This is a genomic window from Runella sp. MFBS21 (assembly GCF_029433105.1).
GTDB lineage: Bacteria > Bacteroidota > Bacteroidia > Cytophagales > Spirosomataceae > Runella.
In genome coordinates this window covers 314,386-330,874 of record NZ_JARNTW010000002.1, presented here as the reverse complement: position 1 = coordinate 330,874, position 16,489 = coordinate 314,386, and the positions used below count along the sequence as shown (strand labels likewise).

Sequence of the window (16,489 nt, the reverse complement as noted above, 5' to 3'; positions counted from 1 at the left end):
TTGCATCGTCTTTCTCATTTGTTATTGAACATTTACCAGTTAGGGTTTTGAGTCATCGCCCCATGACGTACTATTTGCGAATTCTGAATCGGCAACAGATAACGTCGGGTTTCGTCAAACATACGCTGATCGTTGAGTTGGAAATTGAGGACTTCTATGCGGTATCCTTTACGGGTGGCATTGATTTCCATAAACGTCGGTTTCTCCAGCAATTCTGCGATTTTAGCGCCAGGAGCAGCTCCTCCGTTGGCATTTCCGCCGTATTTTCCCCAGCGCAATAAGCTCCAGTAATAGTCTTTTTCTTTGAAAAGCTCTACCCTACGCTCCCGTTTGTAGTCTTTCCAAGCAGCCTCGGCAGTAGTAGCCGTAGAAGGCGGCAAGCCACCGTGCCCTTGACGAGTGATATTGAGGGTGGTTACAGCATCCGCAATTTTGTTTTGCATGAGCAATGCCTCTGCCTTGTTCAAATACACGCGCCCCATGCGGAAAATCACCCAGTGATAATCTACCGGGGTATTATAAAAAGGTCGGGGCGAAACGTTATAAATTCCTTTACGGAAATACGCATTTGTGATTTGGGTGCAGCAACCAGAGTTCAAACTTCCTTTGATCATACGGTTCAGGTTGCCGTTGCGATTGGTGGTCACCAACTCGCCATACCAAGCCGTTGAATCATAGACGATTGAAGCCGCCAAGCGCTTATCTCTGTTATCATACATAATACTGTTGATACTTCCTGTACCTGTCACAATAGCGCTATCAAGAAAAGTAGAAGGTTTTTTGGTAACATTTTTCAAAAACTGCGACGATTGATCCCACTTCACTGCTTTAGAAGGGTCGGCAGCATCAATGACAAGGTATTCGTCGATGATGTTTTGGGTGGGAGAAAATTTACCCCAATCTTCAAATACCTTATCTTGTTTAAACAAGGGCGTAGCATTGCGCAGTCTAAGGTCATCATTGTTGACATTAGGGATTGCCTCTTGCATATCCTGAATGCTCGAAACTACCGTATTTGACTTATCACGGTAAGTAGCAAGAAGAATTTCGGGCGAAAATCTAGCTCTTTCGTTAAACATTCCTTCGTAATCGGTCTCCAAAGGCTTACCAGTTGCAATCACGGCGTTGGCTGCATCTATCGCTTTTTGGTAGTAAGTGTTATCGCCTGTATAAGCGGCTGCTTGCAAGGCTGCTTCAGATTTGAGGGCATAAGCCGATGCCTTGGTCGCAATCCCCGCAGGCGACGAAGCGGGTAAGCCCGCAATCGCGTCATCTATATCTTTCATGATTAAGTTATAGGTGTCGGCGATATTGGTCGTTTGAGGCAAAGCATAGTTTGTTTCGTTTTCGGTCAATACTTTATCCACCCATATTACCCTTCCAAAACGGCGCGCAAGCCAGTAATAGGTCATAGCTCTCAAAAACTTCCCGTGCGCTACCAATTCTACTTTATCACCTTCTGCTAAAGCTGCCGATGCATTGGCTTTTTCGATGATGAGATTACAGCTACGGATTTTGCTAAATTGGTTAAATCCATAATCATCATCTCTCGTAATCGACTCCCGCGTGAAGGCATTTCCGTCGCTTTGGATGATATTGCTGGTTCGAACTTCGTCCTCAACGGTGTTGGTATATAGACCTAACACTGATGAATATACGCCGTTGACAAAAAGCATGGCATTGCTCTTTGAACTCCATACGGCAGTCTCATCAAATTTGTCAAACGGCCGTGTATCGTCCAATTGCTTACAGGAGTAAATACAAACACTAAGAACCGTTAGTGCCAAAACTATTTTTGTGATATATCGTTTCATTGCTTTCAGTTGCTTTGAGTTTAAAAACCTAGATTCACAGATAAGGCATACACCCGTTGAGCAGGATAATCGTAGTTGTTGTTACTTCCTGTTTCGGGGTCAAGGCCGTATTGTTTGATCTTCGAAAACGTGAGTAAGTTGGTAGCACTCAACGTCACCCTCAGGTCTGAAATGAATTTTAAGTCTTTGGAAAGATAATTTTTAAAGTTGTAACCCACCTGCAACGCTTTTAGGCGTAGGTAGCCTGCATTGATCACCCAAAAATCTGAAGTGACGGCATTGTGCCCACCATTCACTGCTGCACCCGAAATCAAGCGTGGGAATTGGGTATTGCCTGCGCCTGGCTCCCAATGGTTTTGGGTCTGAAATTCGTAGCGGATATTAGGAGAATACATACTCTGAATGACATCACCCAAGTAGATACTTCGCTTTCCGCTTCCTTGCCAAAGCATATTCATAAACCATCCACCGTAAGTTAAATCAGCCGTAAAGCCGAAAGTTACTCTTGGAAATCCAGCCTTCCCTACTCTTCTAAAATCATCGCCGTCGAGTTTTCCGTCACCATTTACGTCTTTGTAAATAATATCGCCCGGCGCTATATTTGAAGCCAATCGACGTGGACTGTTCATGATATCAGCTGAATTTTGGTACAATCCCGCTGACAAATAAGCCGTTTGTAAGAATCCGATTTGGTGATACGAAGTAGTGTTGGGGTTTTTGAGGGTGGTGCTATCTTCGTTGGGGTTTACTTCCCATAGCTGGTCAAACTTCACAAAATTCGAACCAAGTGTGTATTTTAATTTACCCACTTTATCACTGTATTTGACCGTAAAATCAAACCCGGCTCTTCTAAATGCCCCGTTTGATTTGCGAGTAGGCAGGGCTGTTCCGAGAGGGTCGGTATAACCCACACCTGATGGAGAAGCCAAATAGCCCGTAGTACGTAAGTAAAAATAATCCAGGCTTCCGCTGAGTTTATTGCCCAAAGTCCCAAAATCAAAACCTGTATTGAAAGATTGCTGGTCGTACCAACTAATGTCGGGGCTAGGAATGCTCGGGGCATTGAGGCTCGGTTGCAACACACCTCCTACTACGTAGCCACCACCTGTAGAATAGCCTGGCACATAAGCAAAGCTGCTCACACCCGAATTTTGCCCTACCGAACCATACGATATTCTGGCTTTCAGGAAGTTGATGATATTTTTTTCAACCAAACTTCCCATAAAATTTTCGTGAGAAATCAACCACCCCAACGCTGCGCCGGGGAAGAATCCTTTTCTTTTTCCAGCTGGAAATAAATCGCTACCATCATATCGAAAACTTCCTTCAAACAAATATTTTTCTTTGAAATCATAACGCACACGTCCCAGCCAGCCATTTCTGACGTTTTCAAAAGCCGAACCGTTGTTGGTAGCCGTTGCTTGAGGCCCCGCAAAAATTTGGTCAATCCCAAACACATATGAGTTTCGGCCTGTGCTGAAGTTTTCGCTATAGCCATAAGCTTCTTCATATCCCAGCATGGCCGAGACATTGTGCCCGCCAAATTTTCTTTCATAGTTTCCAAATCCTTGCAATACGTAATTATAGCCCGTAGTAGTCGAGACACCAAGATTGGGCTGATTTGTACTAGCAGGAGTAGAACTTCCTATGGCATATTGTGGAGCTGTAATGTTCCAAGACTTCCCAAACGCCTGCACCTGACTCAAGTTTCCGTTGGCCCGAAACGACAAACCTTCTACGCCTGGCACTTTCCAGTCAAAGTTCAGTAAGGCATTCAGGTTGCGGTCTTGGTTGCGAACATACCCACTGCGAGGGTCGATTTCGACGATAGGGTGGTCACCTTTGTTGGCATATTTGGTTTGTTCCAAATCAGCGTATGCTTTGTCGGTAGGAGGTGCATTTTGTATGTGACTCCATACCGCAAAATACCCGCTTCCATACCCGCTTGCATTGTCGCGACGAGTTTCGTCAACGCCATAAATCGTCATACTAGTTTTCAAGCCAATTTTGGCAAAATCTCCCGTTAGACTTAAACGGTAGTTGTATCTTTTCAACCAGTTAGTATTAAACTTGTACAAAGTTCCTTGGTTGAAATAACCCAATGAGGCATAATATTTAATTTGCTCATTACCACCATTTAGCGATAAATTGTGATGCTGCTGCGGCGCAAATTCTTTTAACACAAGCTTTTGCCAATCATTGTTTGGGAAGTTGAGGGGGTCGGTTTGGTCACGGTATTTTTGAACATCGCTCTCAGGGTATCGCGCTGGATTACCTTCTTTGATGTCCACCTGATTTACGAGCGACACCAATTCGTACGAACTGATTTTGCGCGGCAAATAAGTTGGTTGCGACAAGTCATGTCCAAAGTTGTAATTGATAGAAAGCTTTTTGTTACTTCCTCTTTTGGTAGTGACCAAAACCAATCCATTTCCTGCCGCCACCCCATAAATCGCCGTAGCAGGGCCGTCTTTTAGGAAAGAGATGTTTTCAATATCATTGACGGCAAGGGTTTGGAATTGAAATTCGGTAGAAATAATATCATCAATGACATACACTGGCGTACCGCCCCCTCTAAGCGAAATAGAAGGTTTTTTGCCTGGTCCGCCGCCACTGTTGCTAACAATAATCCCCGGAATCCGTCCTCCCAAGGTTTCGCCCACCGAAGCAGCTCCAAGATTGGTAATTTTTTCGGCTTCTAAAGTCGAAACAGACGTGATGTTTTTCTCTTTTTTGATAGTACCATAACCTACCACTATCACCTCTTCTAGAGCCTTGATATCAGCAACGAGCGAAACATTGATGGTGGTTCGGTTATCGACCAAAACCTCTTGAGGCTGATAACCAATAAACGACAAAACCAAAACAGCCTTCCCATCAGGCACACTGATTTCGTAGGCTCCGTTGCCATTGGTAGTAGTTCCGCGAGTGGTACCTTTGATAGTAATGCTTACGCCAGGTAGTTTTTCACCTTTTTCGTCGGTCACGACTCCTTTCACACCCCAATCCACATTGCCTATTACTTGCGGTTTTGAGGAGGCTTCATTTTCGTATAACAACCCCGTTTTAGGGGTACTTTCTTTTCTTAACACAATCTTCTTACTCACTACTACATACTTAATATTGAGCGGCTTAAGCATTTTATTAAGTACAGTGGAGAGAAGTTCATTTTTTTCGCTCACAGTTACTTTCTGGCTAAGATTCAGCGTACGTGAGTTGTAGGAAAACTTGACATGGGCTGTTTTTTCAATTTCAGACAATGCATTTTCTAAGCTCACATTGTTGAGAACAAGCGTCACTTTTGAGTCAAGCATTTCTTGCCCTTTTGCGGGCGTGGCCATTGCTATTCCCACAAAAACAACAGCAAGTATCATTTGAAACACCGATATTTTCACGATCTGAAAAAGTAGCCGTTGGTGAATAAAACTTTTTTCCATACTTTTGATTGTTAGCTTTAATACTATAGGACTGGTATTGACATGACGTTTCCTTTCCTTTGCAGAGGATTCAGGAAAGCTCTAAGCGTTGGAATGTTGCAGCATTTCGACGCTTTTCTTTTTTACTTCTTTTTTTAATGCATAGGCAGGGGTTTAGGGGGGTTAGTTACAGCCAGTTGAAATTATTGTAATCTGATTTCCATTCATTTCGTAGCGAGTATCACTTCCTAAGCTTTCACATATTATTTTAAGCTTTTCGGGCAGAGGTTCATCGCTGAGCGAAGTAGTCATATAGCAATCTTTCAGCTTTTCTTTTGGATATTCTATTTTTACCAAATACGCCTGTTCAATCGTCGTAAATATCTGTTGGACAGGTATATCACGAAACTCAAAGCTCAGTTGTTCAATGGTATTGGTAGAAGCAATAAGCGGTTTGTCTTGGGTAATGTCCAAGATTTTTTCAAATGAGAGATTGTTTCTTACAAACCTTGCAGCTTGATTAGGCAGAAGCATGATTCCTTCTTGGGTACCTGATTGTATTTCTTCATTGGGCATCACTTTTACTTTTCCTGTACGCACTACTACTTCCACATTGGGCTGCGTAGGATAGGCTATCACTCTAAAACTCGTCCCGTATACCTTAGTCACCACTTCGTTGGCATAGACATAAAAAGGCTTACTAGGATTTTTGCTGATTTCAAAAAAACCTTCTCCTGATAGATAGACCTTGCGCTCGTTGCCGCTGAATTCTTTGGGGTAGCTTAGTTTGCTTTTGGGCTGTAAGAGTACCGAACTAGCATCTGCAAGGGTGATAAGTTGAGGTTTGTTAGAATTATTGGTTTGCTCAATCAAGCCTTCCGTGTCTTTCTCTACCAAATCTTTGTAAGTAATGACCGCATGAGTGGGGCTTCTTTGCCAAAGAAAATAAGCCGTAGTGGTCGCTCCTATTATCACAATAGCCGCCGCCACCCTAAACCAATAGGTCTGCCAAATCGACTTACGTGCTTGGAGGCTCCGAATAGTCTGCCAAGTATCTTGCAGGCTTATTTGCACTTCTTGCTCTGAAAGCTCGGTATCGTCTATGTTCATCGATACGATCCATAACCTCGCTTCTTCTACTAATTTAGCTCTTTCTGGACTCTCTAATGTCCATTCTTCCCAGTGGGTGTGGTTTTCCTTAAATCTGACCCATCGCTGGAAAGATTCGTCGGAAAGGAAGTCTTCTACTTTGGTATATAAATCGCGTGGTTGCATCTGAAAATTAATTTCAAATGCAGAGAGGACAGATAGTTTGTAGAGTACTCACTTCTTTTTAAATTTTTTCAAAAAAAATTAAGAAGTGATAAAACTAAACATAAGAAGCAATGAAATTGTACCTTTCCACTCTTTGCGAAGGTGCAAAATGGCACGCTGAAGGAGGTTTTTGACCGATTGATGATTGATATCCAATATTTCGGCGATTTGCTCAAGTGCCAATCCTTGATGGTATCTTAAATAAAGTGTTTCTTTTTGGCGAGGTGGAAGAGCATTGAGGAGTTGGTTGAGTTGCTGTACTTCCAACTCCATAGTCTCATCAGTAATCAGCTGGTGCTCGATCGAAAACCTAACCGAAAACTCTAAGTCTTCTAAAGAGGTTGTTTGGCGAAAAATGCGGTCTCGCTCATACAGCCGGGCAATACGCTTACGTACACTCGAAAACAAATAGGCTTTCACCACTACATCTTCACTCAGCGAATGGCGATAGAGCCAAATATCCACAAATACATCTTGGACACAATCTTTCACCTTTTCGTGCGAAGGCAGCAAAGTTTTTCCATAATTTACCAATGGGCTCAAATACTTTTCGAAAAGCATAGAAAAAGCATTTTGGTCATCGGCTATCAGCTGGGACCAAAGAAGCGAATCGCTCATCTTTTCGGTATTTTTACCTATATGATACACTGACTTAATTTATTATGGTATTTTGCGACTCAAATATAGTATATTTTCAAGCTTTCAAATTGCCTTTGTCAATTTTTTATTTATTAATTATATTATTATTTAACCTATACATATTATTAAATTTTAATTTATTAACTACCAAGCACTCCTATAGCGTAGTTACTCCACAGACTGTGAAATTTTCCCTTCGCTAGTATATCAACTCCTTCATCTACTTAAAACCTAAAAGTGAATTTTGGGTTTTAAGTACCTCTACGTAATTTTATACTTCTTTCTTAAACAAATATGACCTTTATAAAAAACCTCTTTCTCAATACCAAACATATTACTTTATATGGTTTACTCTTAGCTATTTTGGTATTTTTTCTGAAGTGGCTAGAGTGGAAGTTTCTGATTGTCAATCACTCATTAGACATCTACGCGGGGCTCATTGCAGTGTTTTTTACTCTATTAGGGATATGGATAGCTACGCAGCTTGTCAAAGCTAAGGTACAAACTGTAATTATCGAAAAAAAAGTATATCTAACCCCTGAGATTATTAATGAGGACGAACTCGCAAAACTCAATCTAAGCAATCGCGAATATGAGGTATTACAACTCTTGACCCAAGGAAATAGCAATGCTGAAATTGCCGACCAATTGTGCCTTTCCTTGAGTACCGTCAAAACCCATGTTTCCAACCTCTTTGTAAAAATGGAAGTCAAAAGCCGTACGCAAGCCATAGAAAAAGCCAAAAGACTCAATATAGTCACTTAAGCAAACTCCCACTTTAGTACGAAATAACTGTGTTTTGATAATTTTGGTACTAAAGTATGAATACTCCTAAGTACGCTAGGTCTAGTTTTGTGACTCAACCAAAACAGCAAACCAATGAAAAGAAACGTAGTGATTTTTGGCCTAGTGATGGGAAGCGTCTTGTGTATCAACATGGTTTATATGGTACACCTATGTTATACCAATCCCGATTTTAAAAGCAACGACCTAGTTGGCTACGCCGGAATGGTCGTTATTTTTTCGCTGATTTTTTTTGGCGTCAAAAACTATCGTGACAAACAACTCGAAGGGCTTATTTCTTTTGGGCAAGCCTTCAAAATGGGCATCCTGATTGCCACTATCGCGTCAATCATGTATGTAGTAGTCTGGCTCTTTTATTATTATTTATTTGTGCCGGACTATCTCGAAAAATACATTCTCCTCGTTTTGAAAGAAACACCCACCGCCGACTTACCAGCCAAAACCAAAGAAATGGAGAATTTCAAAGAAATGTACAAAAATCCCTTTTTTGTCGTTCTCATTACGTTTTCGGAAGTGTTTCCGGTAGGCTTGGTAGTATCGCTTATCAGTGCATTTTTTCTGAAAAGAAACAACAAAACAGCAGTAAGTCAAGAGTAAGACTTCTCTTCGAAGGTTTCTCCTAGCACCATATTTCCCACAGCATGTTCAAACACTTTTTTGTTTTTTTCAATTTGGGATTTTGCCTTTTCTTGAATGGTCAAGAAATCACATCTCCTAAACCAAAATTTAATTTTGACTTTGAGCTGCTAAAAAAAGATACTCCTGTCGGCTGGACCGACTACGGCAGTTATAACTATACCCTCAGCTTAGATACTCTTTGCGTCAAAAATGGAAGATATGCTGCTTGTATCGAATACAAAACTGGAGAAACAGATTATAAAGCGTGGGGGTTTACCATCCCCCACAGCTACCCTGGCCGCACAATCACCCTTAGTGGCTACATTAAAATGGAAAATATTACTGAAGGATTTGCAGGCTTATGGCTAAGAATCGACCCTGAAGTAGGCTATATAGATATGAGCCCGCACAAAATCATGGGAACGAGTAATTGGACAAAATATGAGGTAAAACTTAACCTTAATCCTTCAAAAACAACCCAAATTCTAGTAGGCGGGATGTTGGTAGGGAAAGGAAAAATGTGGTTTGATGATTTGAGAATAAACATCGACGGCAAAGAAATAGAAAATCTGTCTCCATTTTTTCAAAAAGAATACCCTGCTCATAAAGACAGGTCCTTTGATGAGGAATCACAGATAAAACATCTCCCAACTGACAAAACAACCGTCGAAAACCTCAAAGTACTAGGACTAATCTGGGGGTTTTTAAAATATTACCATCCCAGTATAGCCCAAGGAAAATACAACTGGGACTATGAGCTTTTTAGAATTTTGCCTAGGCTACTGACTACTACTACTTCCACGCAAAGAGACAGTGTTTTGGTCAAATGGATTGATACTTTAGGAAATATTAGCACCCAAAAAGCCAAAAGCACCAAGGCTTCTTTACTTAAAATATCTCCTGATTTAGATTGGATTAAAGAATACAACTTATCAACAGCATTGTCTTCTTCGCTTTCCAAAATACAACATGCACATAGGTCCAATCGTCATTATTATGTAGAACTACACTCCAATACAAGCAACCCCAATTTTAAACATGAAAGCCCTTATGAAAACATGAGCTATCCCGACGTAGGATTTAGGCTTTTGTCGCTGTATAGATATTGGAATATCATTCAGTATTATTTCCCTTACAAAAACCTCATCCAAGAAGATTGGAAAAACGTACTTGAAGAGTTTATTCCCAAATTTATCAATGCCAACAACAACACCGAATACACACTTACTACTTTAGAACTTATTGGGAGGGTTGGAGATACACACGCCACTATTTTGGGAAACAACCGCGCTCTTAACCATTTCTTTGGAAATAATTACGCTCCTTTAGAAGTAACTTTCGTCGAAAACAAGCCCGTTATTACGGGATTTTATCAAACAAAACCCAAAACAGAACACCAAGTGGTCATCGGAGATGTAATCACTCACGTCAACGATAAAACTATTGAGGATATCATCTTACAAAAATCAAAGTACACTCCTGCTTCCAATACCCCTACCCAATTGAGAGATATTGCCCAAAACTTATTAAGAAGCAATGACTCAATCATTCATTTTAGAATCCTACGTAACAAAATCCCAATAGATGTAAAAACAAAATTATTTGCTTTGAAAAACATACAGATACCTAGTAGGTATTATCCCAAAGATACCTGTTTTAAATATTTAGATAAAGAAATCGCTTACCTCAACAATAGCACCCTGAAAAAGGGGTATTTACCAAGATTGATACAAGAAATCAAAAACTCAAAAGGACTCATCATTGACAACCGAAATTATCCAACCGACTTTGTGTTAGACGATTTGTGCAATTTTTTAATGCCCACCAAACGCCCCTTTGTGAAGTTTACTAGTGGTAATATCCTTACTCCGGGGCTTTTTACTTTTAGCAAACCCGTCTCAGTCGGAAAGAAAAATAAAGATTTTTATAAAGGCAAAGTGGTGATTTTGATTAATGAATTATCGCAAAGTTCGTCCGAATTTCATGCTATGGCTTATCGAGTAGCCCCCAATGCTATCGTCCTTGGTTCCACCACGGCTGCTGCCGATGGCAATGTATCAAAGTTTTTTTTACCAGGTGGCATAAGCACATGGATAAGCGGAATTGGGGTATATTATCCTGACGGAAAAGAAACGCAAAGAATCGGTATCTTACCAGATATAACCCTTAGGCCCACCATCAAAGGAATCAAAGAAGGGCGAGATGAAATCATTGAAAAAGCCATTGAAATCATCCATGAAAAATAAAGTCATCTTCCTAAATTTACATCGAAGGAGACTAAAAATCTGTCTCCTTCGGTATATTTTTCTATCAAATAGTGGCAATAAAAGGTGCTTTCCTGACAAAGCGAGTATCTGTAAGCTGTAAGATAAGAAAGTCGGCTAAATCGGCTGCACTGATTTTATCTCCCTCACAATCCTCCAAACTCACCTTGACTTGTCCACGTTGGTCGGTTTGTTCAATCATCGGAAGTCTTACCAACGTCCAATCCACTTCACTATGTACCAAAAGTTCATATTCAAGTTGCTTGTTGGCAGTCGAAATCGGATAATTTTGCTTCATCCATTCGGTAGCAAAAGCTGTTTTAGGGCTTTTCTGGTCAAAAGGTGTATCCACATTCAGACCTGTAGTGAGGATGTAACGGCCAATATCGTACTTTTTCATCGCCTCTAGTACATGAGCAGTAGATTGACTAAAGATAGTAGGCTCACTAGGTGGAGTCCCTAATCCCAAAGTACTAATCACCGCTTGACAACCTTGTAACAGCGAATCAATAGACGAAGCATCGGTCACATTGCCGTTTACAACCTCAACTAGCGAACTATCACTTTGAAAATGCGCTGGATTTCGAAGAAGAATTTTGATTTGAAAACCTCGATGAAGTAGCTCTTTTACAAGGTATTTGCCGGATTTGCCTGTACCGCCGATGACGGCAACTTTTATATTTTGTTCCATTGTAGTCTTTATAAAATTTGAAAATCAATATGATTTTTCCCTTGTGCCAAAGGCCCAAGGTAGCTCGTAAAAAGCAAGCAACTTTTTACTGAAGTAGATTCAATATTTTATAAAGAAAGTTTAATAAGACAAATTTACAACATTAATCAATATCCTAAACTCTTCATGAAATCATTTATCACTTTGGGATTGTTTTTGATGGGCTTTTCGCTCTACGCCCAAGATTTTCCAGTAGTTAAACATTACGATCAACAGCACCTTTACCGCGTAGCGTTACCGCTTGGCGGTATCGGTACGGGTACGGTCTCCATTTCGGGCAAAGGAGAACTCAAAGATTGGGAAATCATGAATCGCCCTGCCAAAGGCTTTAGTGGTGGTCAAATGGGCAATGGTGTTCCTTTTTTCTCCATTTTTATCAAAGAAGCCAATGGCAAAACCCACACCAAAGGTCTCATGGGGCCGCTCGACCCCGTGGATTACCAAGACAAAGAAGGCCGCCCCGTCGACAATCACGGTATTCCTCGTTTCAGAAATGTTTCTTTTGATGCGTCCTATCCCTTCGGCAGGGTCAATCTATCTGACCCCTCGCTCCCCGTAGAAGTAAAGCTAACGGCTTACAATCCACTTATCCCCACCGATGCAGATGCAAGTGGGATGCCTGTGGCGGTACTCAATTATGCTGTTCACAATACCAGCAACCAACCTATCACGGTAGCCGTGTGTGGTTTGATGCGAAATTTTATTGGTAATGATGGCTCCAAAACGCGCATGGATTGGAAGGGTGATTTGATTCCGATTGGGGCACGCCACAATCAAAACACTTTTCGCAAAACAGGACAAGTTCAGGGAATCTTTATGTACTCGGATAGTGTCAAAAAAACAACCGAACAATGGGGTACAATGGCGCTAGTTACACCAGCGCGAGATGGAGTAAGCTACCGCCGCAGTTCGCGTTCAAATGACTGGGAAAATGCGCTTTTAGATTTTTGGGATGATTTTAGTGCCGACGGCGAGCTTACCGACAAAACCAAGCTTGTCGACAATGACCCGCAGGCTTCTTTGGCAGTAAAAATCCAAATTCCAGCTCATCAAACCCGCGTTATCCCATTTTATATCACTTGGCATTTTCCCAATCGATTTGCATGGTCGGCCGAAAACGTGGGCAATTATTATGCTACCCAATACGCCGACGCTTGGGAAGTAGCCGAAAAAGCCGCCACGCAATTGCCAATTTTGGAACAAAAAACGCTTGAATTTGTGCGTGCTTTTGCCAAAAGTAATTTACCCGAAGTAGTCAAAGAATCAGCCTTATTTAACCTCAGCACCCTACGTTCTCAAACCGTATTTAGGGTTAAAGACGGCACTATGATGGGCTGGGAAGGCTGCATGGACAATTATGGTTCTTGCCAAGGCTCCTGCACTCACGTATGGAATTATGAACAAGCGACTGGATTTTTGTTTGGAAAATTAGCCCAAACCATGCGCAAAACGGAGTTTGGCCTTGCTACCGACGAAACGGGTTTTATGAGTTTTAGAGTAGGATTGCCTTTAGCCACCAAAGCTCAGTCTTACAAAGCTGCCGCTGCCGATGGTCAGATGGGAACCATCATGCGGATGTATCGCGATTGGCAATTGTCGGGAGATTCTCAGCTTCTCAAAGAATTGTATCCTTCGGTCAAGCGTTCTTTAGAATTTGCTTGGCTCAAAGGTGGCTGGGATGGTGACAAAGACGGTGTCATGGAAGGTGTACAACACAATACTATGGATGTGGAATATTATGGTCCCAATCCTCAGATGCAAATATGGTATTTGGGAGCGTTAAGAGCCATGGAAGAAATGGCCAAAGCAATGGGCGAGCCTATCTTTGCGGCCGAATGCCGTCGGTTATTTGAGCAAGGGCGCCGCTTTGCCGATGAAAAACTTTTTAATGGTGAATATTACGAACAAATCATACAAACCGCCTCTCGGAAAGAAGATATTTTGATGGCTACTGTAGCAAGTGGACGGGCTTATACCGAAGACCCACCTTATCAGTTGGGCAAAGGATGTTTGGTGGATCAGTTGATTGGGCAATACATGGCTCATGTATATGGGCTCGGCTATCTGGTAAACCCGCAAAACGTCCAGAAAACCTTGCAGAGTATCATGAAGTATAATTATCGCCCTACGATGCTCAACCATTTCAACAATATGCGCTCCTATGCACTGGGCGACGAGGCAGCACTGCTAATGGCAAGTTACCCACGCGGAGGTCGGCCTACCATTCCTTTTCCTTATTTTTCGGAAGTAATGACAGGTTTTGAATACACCGCCGCTATCGGGATGCTTTACGAGGGCCAAACCGAAACGGGCTTGACTTGTATTAAAAATATCCGAGACCGCTACGACGGCCAAAAACGCAGCCCCTTTGACGAAGCCGAATGCGGACACCACTACGCCCGCGCCATGACTAGCTGGGGAGCCGTATTGGCACTTACAGGTTTTCAGTATTCGGGGGTAAAAAAATCGATGGCCTTTACGCCCAAAGTAGGTTCTTATTTTTGGTCAAATGGCCACGCTTATGGGGAAGTCCAATTTAAAAAAGCGGGGAATGGATGGCAAACAAAACTGACTGTACTCAATGGCAGTCTTCCTTTGGAAAACTTTTCATTGGGCAAAAATGCCAAAACTTTTACCGTAGGCCATACCCTTCAAGAAAAGCAGTCTATAACTATCTCTTTACCCTAACATTAACGACGGCGGCTTTCCATAGGCCGCCGCCTCAAAACCTATATCTTACCTGTAGCCCGAGATTATTGCCGATGATAGGATAATCAGGAAAAATAAAAGAACCTAATTTGACTCCTGCGATAATATGTTTTGTAAGGTTGGTATAAGCTTCTACCGCTAGGGGAAAACCTACATCAGTATTGGACACTTCGTATAAATAACTTACACTTCGGTCGCTTAGAATTTCTTCTACTCGCCCCATAGTCACCAACCCTACACCCGCACCTGCTTGCACGGTCAGCCAATTTTTAGAAAAAAACTTATATTTCAGCAGAAAATTACTTTGTAATTCTGAACCCTGATTGACCGGTATTCCTCCCAAAGTACTTCTAGAGCCTTCTAAGCGATAGGTGTATTTGGCTCGAATGATACCCGCCGAAAGCGCCCACTTACGATTAGGGAGATGATATTCAAACTCTCCATTAAAATAATAAGCTGGCTCTACGGGCTTCAATGAAGGAGTAGCGTACACACCCGTTCCTAAGATAATATCAAATTGTTGGGCGTGGGTTTCGACTATTCCTAATACACAAATTATTGAAAAAAATAATAAGCCACTTTTCATAGATCCTGATTTTTGGTAAACATTATACAATCATTCGTTCAATCTATTCGCACAAATATTAGAAAAATATCATCGACATACTTTTTTATAGGCAAAAAGATAGCATTTTTTTTAAGTCAGTCTATTTTCAAAAATCACCCTCCAAAGGGTATTTCTCTTGCGGCTTTCACTTTAATAAACAAACACACGGTACTGAAATATCCTCCAAACCCCTAAATTTTTCATGGATTCATTTTACATCAATCGCCGCCGTTTTTTGCAAGGAACTGCCGCTTCTCTCGCCCTTACTGCTTTTGGGGCGCAAGGCATGGACATCATCCACCCTGCCAAAACCCTCCGCGTAGGGCTTATTGGTACAGGCTGGTATGGTAAAAGTGACTTATTTCGCCTTATTCAGGTAGCCCCTGTAGAAGTGGTTGCGCTTTGTGATGTTGACAAAAATCAGCTTTCGACAGCGGCTACGCTCGTCAGTAAACGCCAAAAATCAGGTAAAGTACCTCGCCAATACGGGGATTATCAAAAAATGCTCGCCGAAAATGAAATGGATATTGTGCTCATTGGCACGCCCGATCATTGGCACGCCCTCCAGACCATCGACGCCGTGAAGGCTGGTGCGCACGTATATGTCCAAAAACCCATCAGCGTAGATGTAATGGAAGGGGAAGCAATGGTTGCCGCCGCCCGTAAATACAAACGCGTAGTGCAAGTAGGTACCCAACGTAAAAGTACCCCTCACCTCATCGAAGCCAAAAAAAACATCGTTGACGCAGGTCTTTTGGGTAAAATCTCGCACGTAGAAATGTGCTGTTATTATCATATGCGCAACAACGGCAATCCACCAGTACAAGCTGTTCCTGACTTTTTGGACTACGAAATGTGGACGGGTCCCGCTCCGCTCCGCCCTTATGATGGTCTTCCTCATATTCGTTGGTGGCGTACATTCATGGAATACGGCAACGGCATCATGGGTGATATGTGCATTCACATGTTTGATACAGTTCGTTGGATGCTCCAACTAGGCTGGCCCAAACGCATTAGTTCTACTGGCGGTATTTATGTACAAAAAGAAGGGAAATCTAATATTGCTGATACTCAATCGGCCATTTTTGAGTATGATGGTCTAAACTGTGTATGGCAACACCGCTCTTGGGGTACGCCCAACAATCCCGACTATCCGTGGTCGTTTACATTGTATGGCGATAAAGGCACCCTTTGGGGTAGTACAATGGCGTATGATTTTATTCCTCAAGGAAAAGGTGAACGTATTCACAAAGACGTAGTATTTGAAAAAGAAAAATATCCCGAAGACCTAACTGAGGAACGTATTGAGCTCAACGCTGCTCCTGCTACACGGCTTCATATGTTGGATTTTTTGGCGGCTATCGAAAACAACGGCCGCCCCATAGCCGACATTGAAGAAGGCCACATCTCAACGGCAAGTTGTATTTTGGCCAACATTTCTATGCAGATTGGCCGACCTATCGTGTATGATTCCAAAACCCGTAGTATCGTCGGCGACCGCGAAGCCAATGGTCTTCTACAACGTCCTTATCGCCAAGGGTGGACGCATCCGAACCCCGATAAGGTTTAAAACC

Annotated in this window: 11 protein-coding genes; 5 read left to right on the top strand and 6 right to left on the bottom strand. The window is 42.1% G+C overall.

Going from position 1 to position 16,489, the window contains the following annotated elements; genetic code table 11:
* Window positions 1-32: 32 nt before the first annotated feature.
* The 4 genes from P1X15_RS05600 to P1X15_RS05585 form a co-directional block, all read right to left on the bottom strand.
* Window positions 33-1,814, bottom strand: a complete 1,782-nt coding sequence (locus P1X15_RS05600; protein WP_277337162.1) for a RagB/SusD family nutrient uptake outer membrane protein — start codon at window positions 1,812-1,814, stop codon at window positions 33-35.
* A 20-nt stretch (window positions 1,815-1,834) separates the two neighbouring features.
* On the bottom strand, window positions 1,835-5,251 hold the full coding sequence (locus P1X15_RS05595) for a SusC/RagA family TonB-linked outer membrane protein (RefSeq protein WP_277337161.1): 3,417 nt from the start codon (window positions 5,249-5,251) through the stop codon (window positions 1,835-1,837).
* 162 nt (window positions 5,252-5,413) lie between these two features.
* Window positions 5,414-6,505 carry a FecR family protein gene (locus tag P1X15_RS05590; protein WP_277337160.1) on the bottom strand — a complete coding sequence of 364 codons (1,092 nt, stop codon included), beginning with the start codon at window positions 6,503-6,505 and terminating at the stop codon, window positions 5,414-5,416.
* 78 nt (window positions 6,506-6,583) lie between these two features.
* Entirely contained in the window at window positions 6,584-7,162 is a 579-nt protein-coding gene (locus P1X15_RS05585; RefSeq protein ID WP_277337159.1) for an RNA polymerase sigma factor, read from the bottom strand.
* 315 nt (window positions 7,163-7,477) lie between these two features.
* Between P1X15_RS05585 and P1X15_RS05580 the strand changes: the two genes are divergently transcribed.
* The 3 genes from P1X15_RS05580 (at window position 7,478) to P1X15_RS05570 (ending at window position 10,851) form a co-directional block, all read left to right on the top strand.
* The gene (locus tag P1X15_RS05580; RefSeq protein ID WP_277337158.1) at window positions 7,478-7,948 is read left to right on the top strand and encodes a response regulator transcription factor; all 471 of its coding nucleotides are present in this window, start codon (window positions 7,478-7,480) and stop codon (window positions 7,946-7,948) included.
* A gap of 114 nt (window positions 7,949-8,062) precedes the next feature.
* A complete protein-coding gene (locus tag P1X15_RS05575) occupies window positions 8,063-8,584 on the top strand; it encodes a DUF4199 domain-containing protein (protein WP_277337157.1) in 522 nt (173 codons plus the stop codon).
* Between the two features lie 44 nt (window positions 8,585-8,628).
* Window positions 8,629-10,851, top strand: a complete 2,223-nt coding sequence (locus P1X15_RS05570; RefSeq protein WP_277337156.1) for a S41 family peptidase — start codon at window positions 8,629-8,631, stop codon at window positions 10,849-10,851.
* A 64-nt stretch (window positions 10,852-10,915) separates the two neighbouring features.
* Here the strand turns inward: P1X15_RS05570 and P1X15_RS05565 are convergent, their stop codons facing one another.
* A complete protein-coding gene (locus P1X15_RS05565) occupies window positions 10,916-11,560 on the bottom strand; it encodes an NAD(P)-dependent oxidoreductase (protein ID WP_277337155.1) in 645 nt (214 codons plus the stop codon).
* Between the two features lie 165 nt (window positions 11,561-11,725).
* Here P1X15_RS05565 and P1X15_RS05560 point away from each other — a divergent pair, with 165 nt between their 5' ends.
* Complete coding sequence (locus P1X15_RS05560; protein WP_277337154.1) at window positions 11,726-14,287, top strand: GH116 family glycosyl-hydrolase; 2,562 nt, start codon at window positions 11,726-11,728, stop codon at window positions 14,285-14,287.
* A 34-nt stretch (window positions 14,288-14,321) separates the two neighbouring features.
* On the opposite strand, the gene P1X15_RS05555 is transcribed toward P1X15_RS05560, so the two are convergent.
* Window positions 14,322-14,894, bottom strand: a complete 573-nt coding sequence (locus tag P1X15_RS05555) for a hypothetical protein (RefSeq protein WP_277337153.1) — start codon at window positions 14,892-14,894, stop codon at window positions 14,322-14,324.
* 223 nt (window positions 14,895-15,117) lie between these two features.
* On the opposite strand from P1X15_RS05555, the gene P1X15_RS05550 reads away from it, so the two are divergent.
* Window positions 15,118-16,485 carry a Gfo/Idh/MocA family oxidoreductase gene (locus tag P1X15_RS05550; RefSeq protein WP_277337152.1) on the top strand — a complete coding sequence of 456 codons (1,368 nt, stop codon included), beginning with the start codon at window positions 15,118-15,120 and terminating at the stop codon, window positions 16,483-16,485.
* Window positions 16,486-16,489: the final 4 nt, after the last annotated feature.

What these genes read in the sequence shown, in the direction of transcription:
- P1X15_RS05600 (WP_277337162.1), bottom strand. Translation starts at nt 1,814, where the DNA reads ATGAAACGATATATCACAAAAATAGTTTTGGCACTAACGGTTCTTAGT.
- P1X15_RS05595 (WP_277337161.1), bottom strand. Translation starts at nt 5,251, where the DNA reads ATGGAAAAAAGTTTTATTCACCAACGGCTACTTTTTCAGATCGTGAAA.
- P1X15_RS05590 (WP_277337160.1), bottom strand. Translation starts at nt 6,505, where the DNA reads ATGCAACCACGCGATTTATATACCAAAGTAGAAGACTTCCTTTCCGAC.
- P1X15_RS05585 (WP_277337159.1), bottom strand. Translation starts at nt 7,162, where the DNA reads ATGAGCGATTCGCTTCTTTGGTCCCAGCTGATAGCCGATGACCAAAAT.
- P1X15_RS05580 (WP_277337158.1), top strand. Translation starts at nt 7,478, where the DNA reads ATGACCTTTATAAAAAACCTCTTTCTCAATACCAAACATATTACTTTA.
- P1X15_RS05575 (WP_277337157.1), top strand. Translation starts at nt 8,063, where the DNA reads ATGAAAAGAAACGTAGTGATTTTTGGCCTAGTGATGGGAAGCGTCTTG.
- P1X15_RS05570 (WP_277337156.1), top strand. Translation starts at nt 8,629, where the DNA reads ATGTTCAAACACTTTTTTGTTTTTTTCAATTTGGGATTTTGCCTTTTC.
- P1X15_RS05565 (WP_277337155.1), bottom strand. Translation starts at nt 11,560, where the DNA reads ATGGAACAAAATATAAAAGTTGCCGTCATCGGCGGTACAGGCAAATCC.
- P1X15_RS05560 (WP_277337154.1), top strand. Translation starts at nt 11,726, where the DNA reads ATGAAATCATTTATCACTTTGGGATTGTTTTTGATGGGCTTTTCGCTC.
- P1X15_RS05555 (WP_277337153.1), bottom strand. Translation starts at nt 14,894, where the DNA reads ATGAAAAGTGGCTTATTATTTTTTTCAATAATTTGTGTATTAGGAATA.
- P1X15_RS05550 (WP_277337152.1), top strand. Translation starts at nt 15,118, where the DNA reads ATGGATTCATTTTACATCAATCGCCGCCGTTTTTTGCAAGGAACTGCC.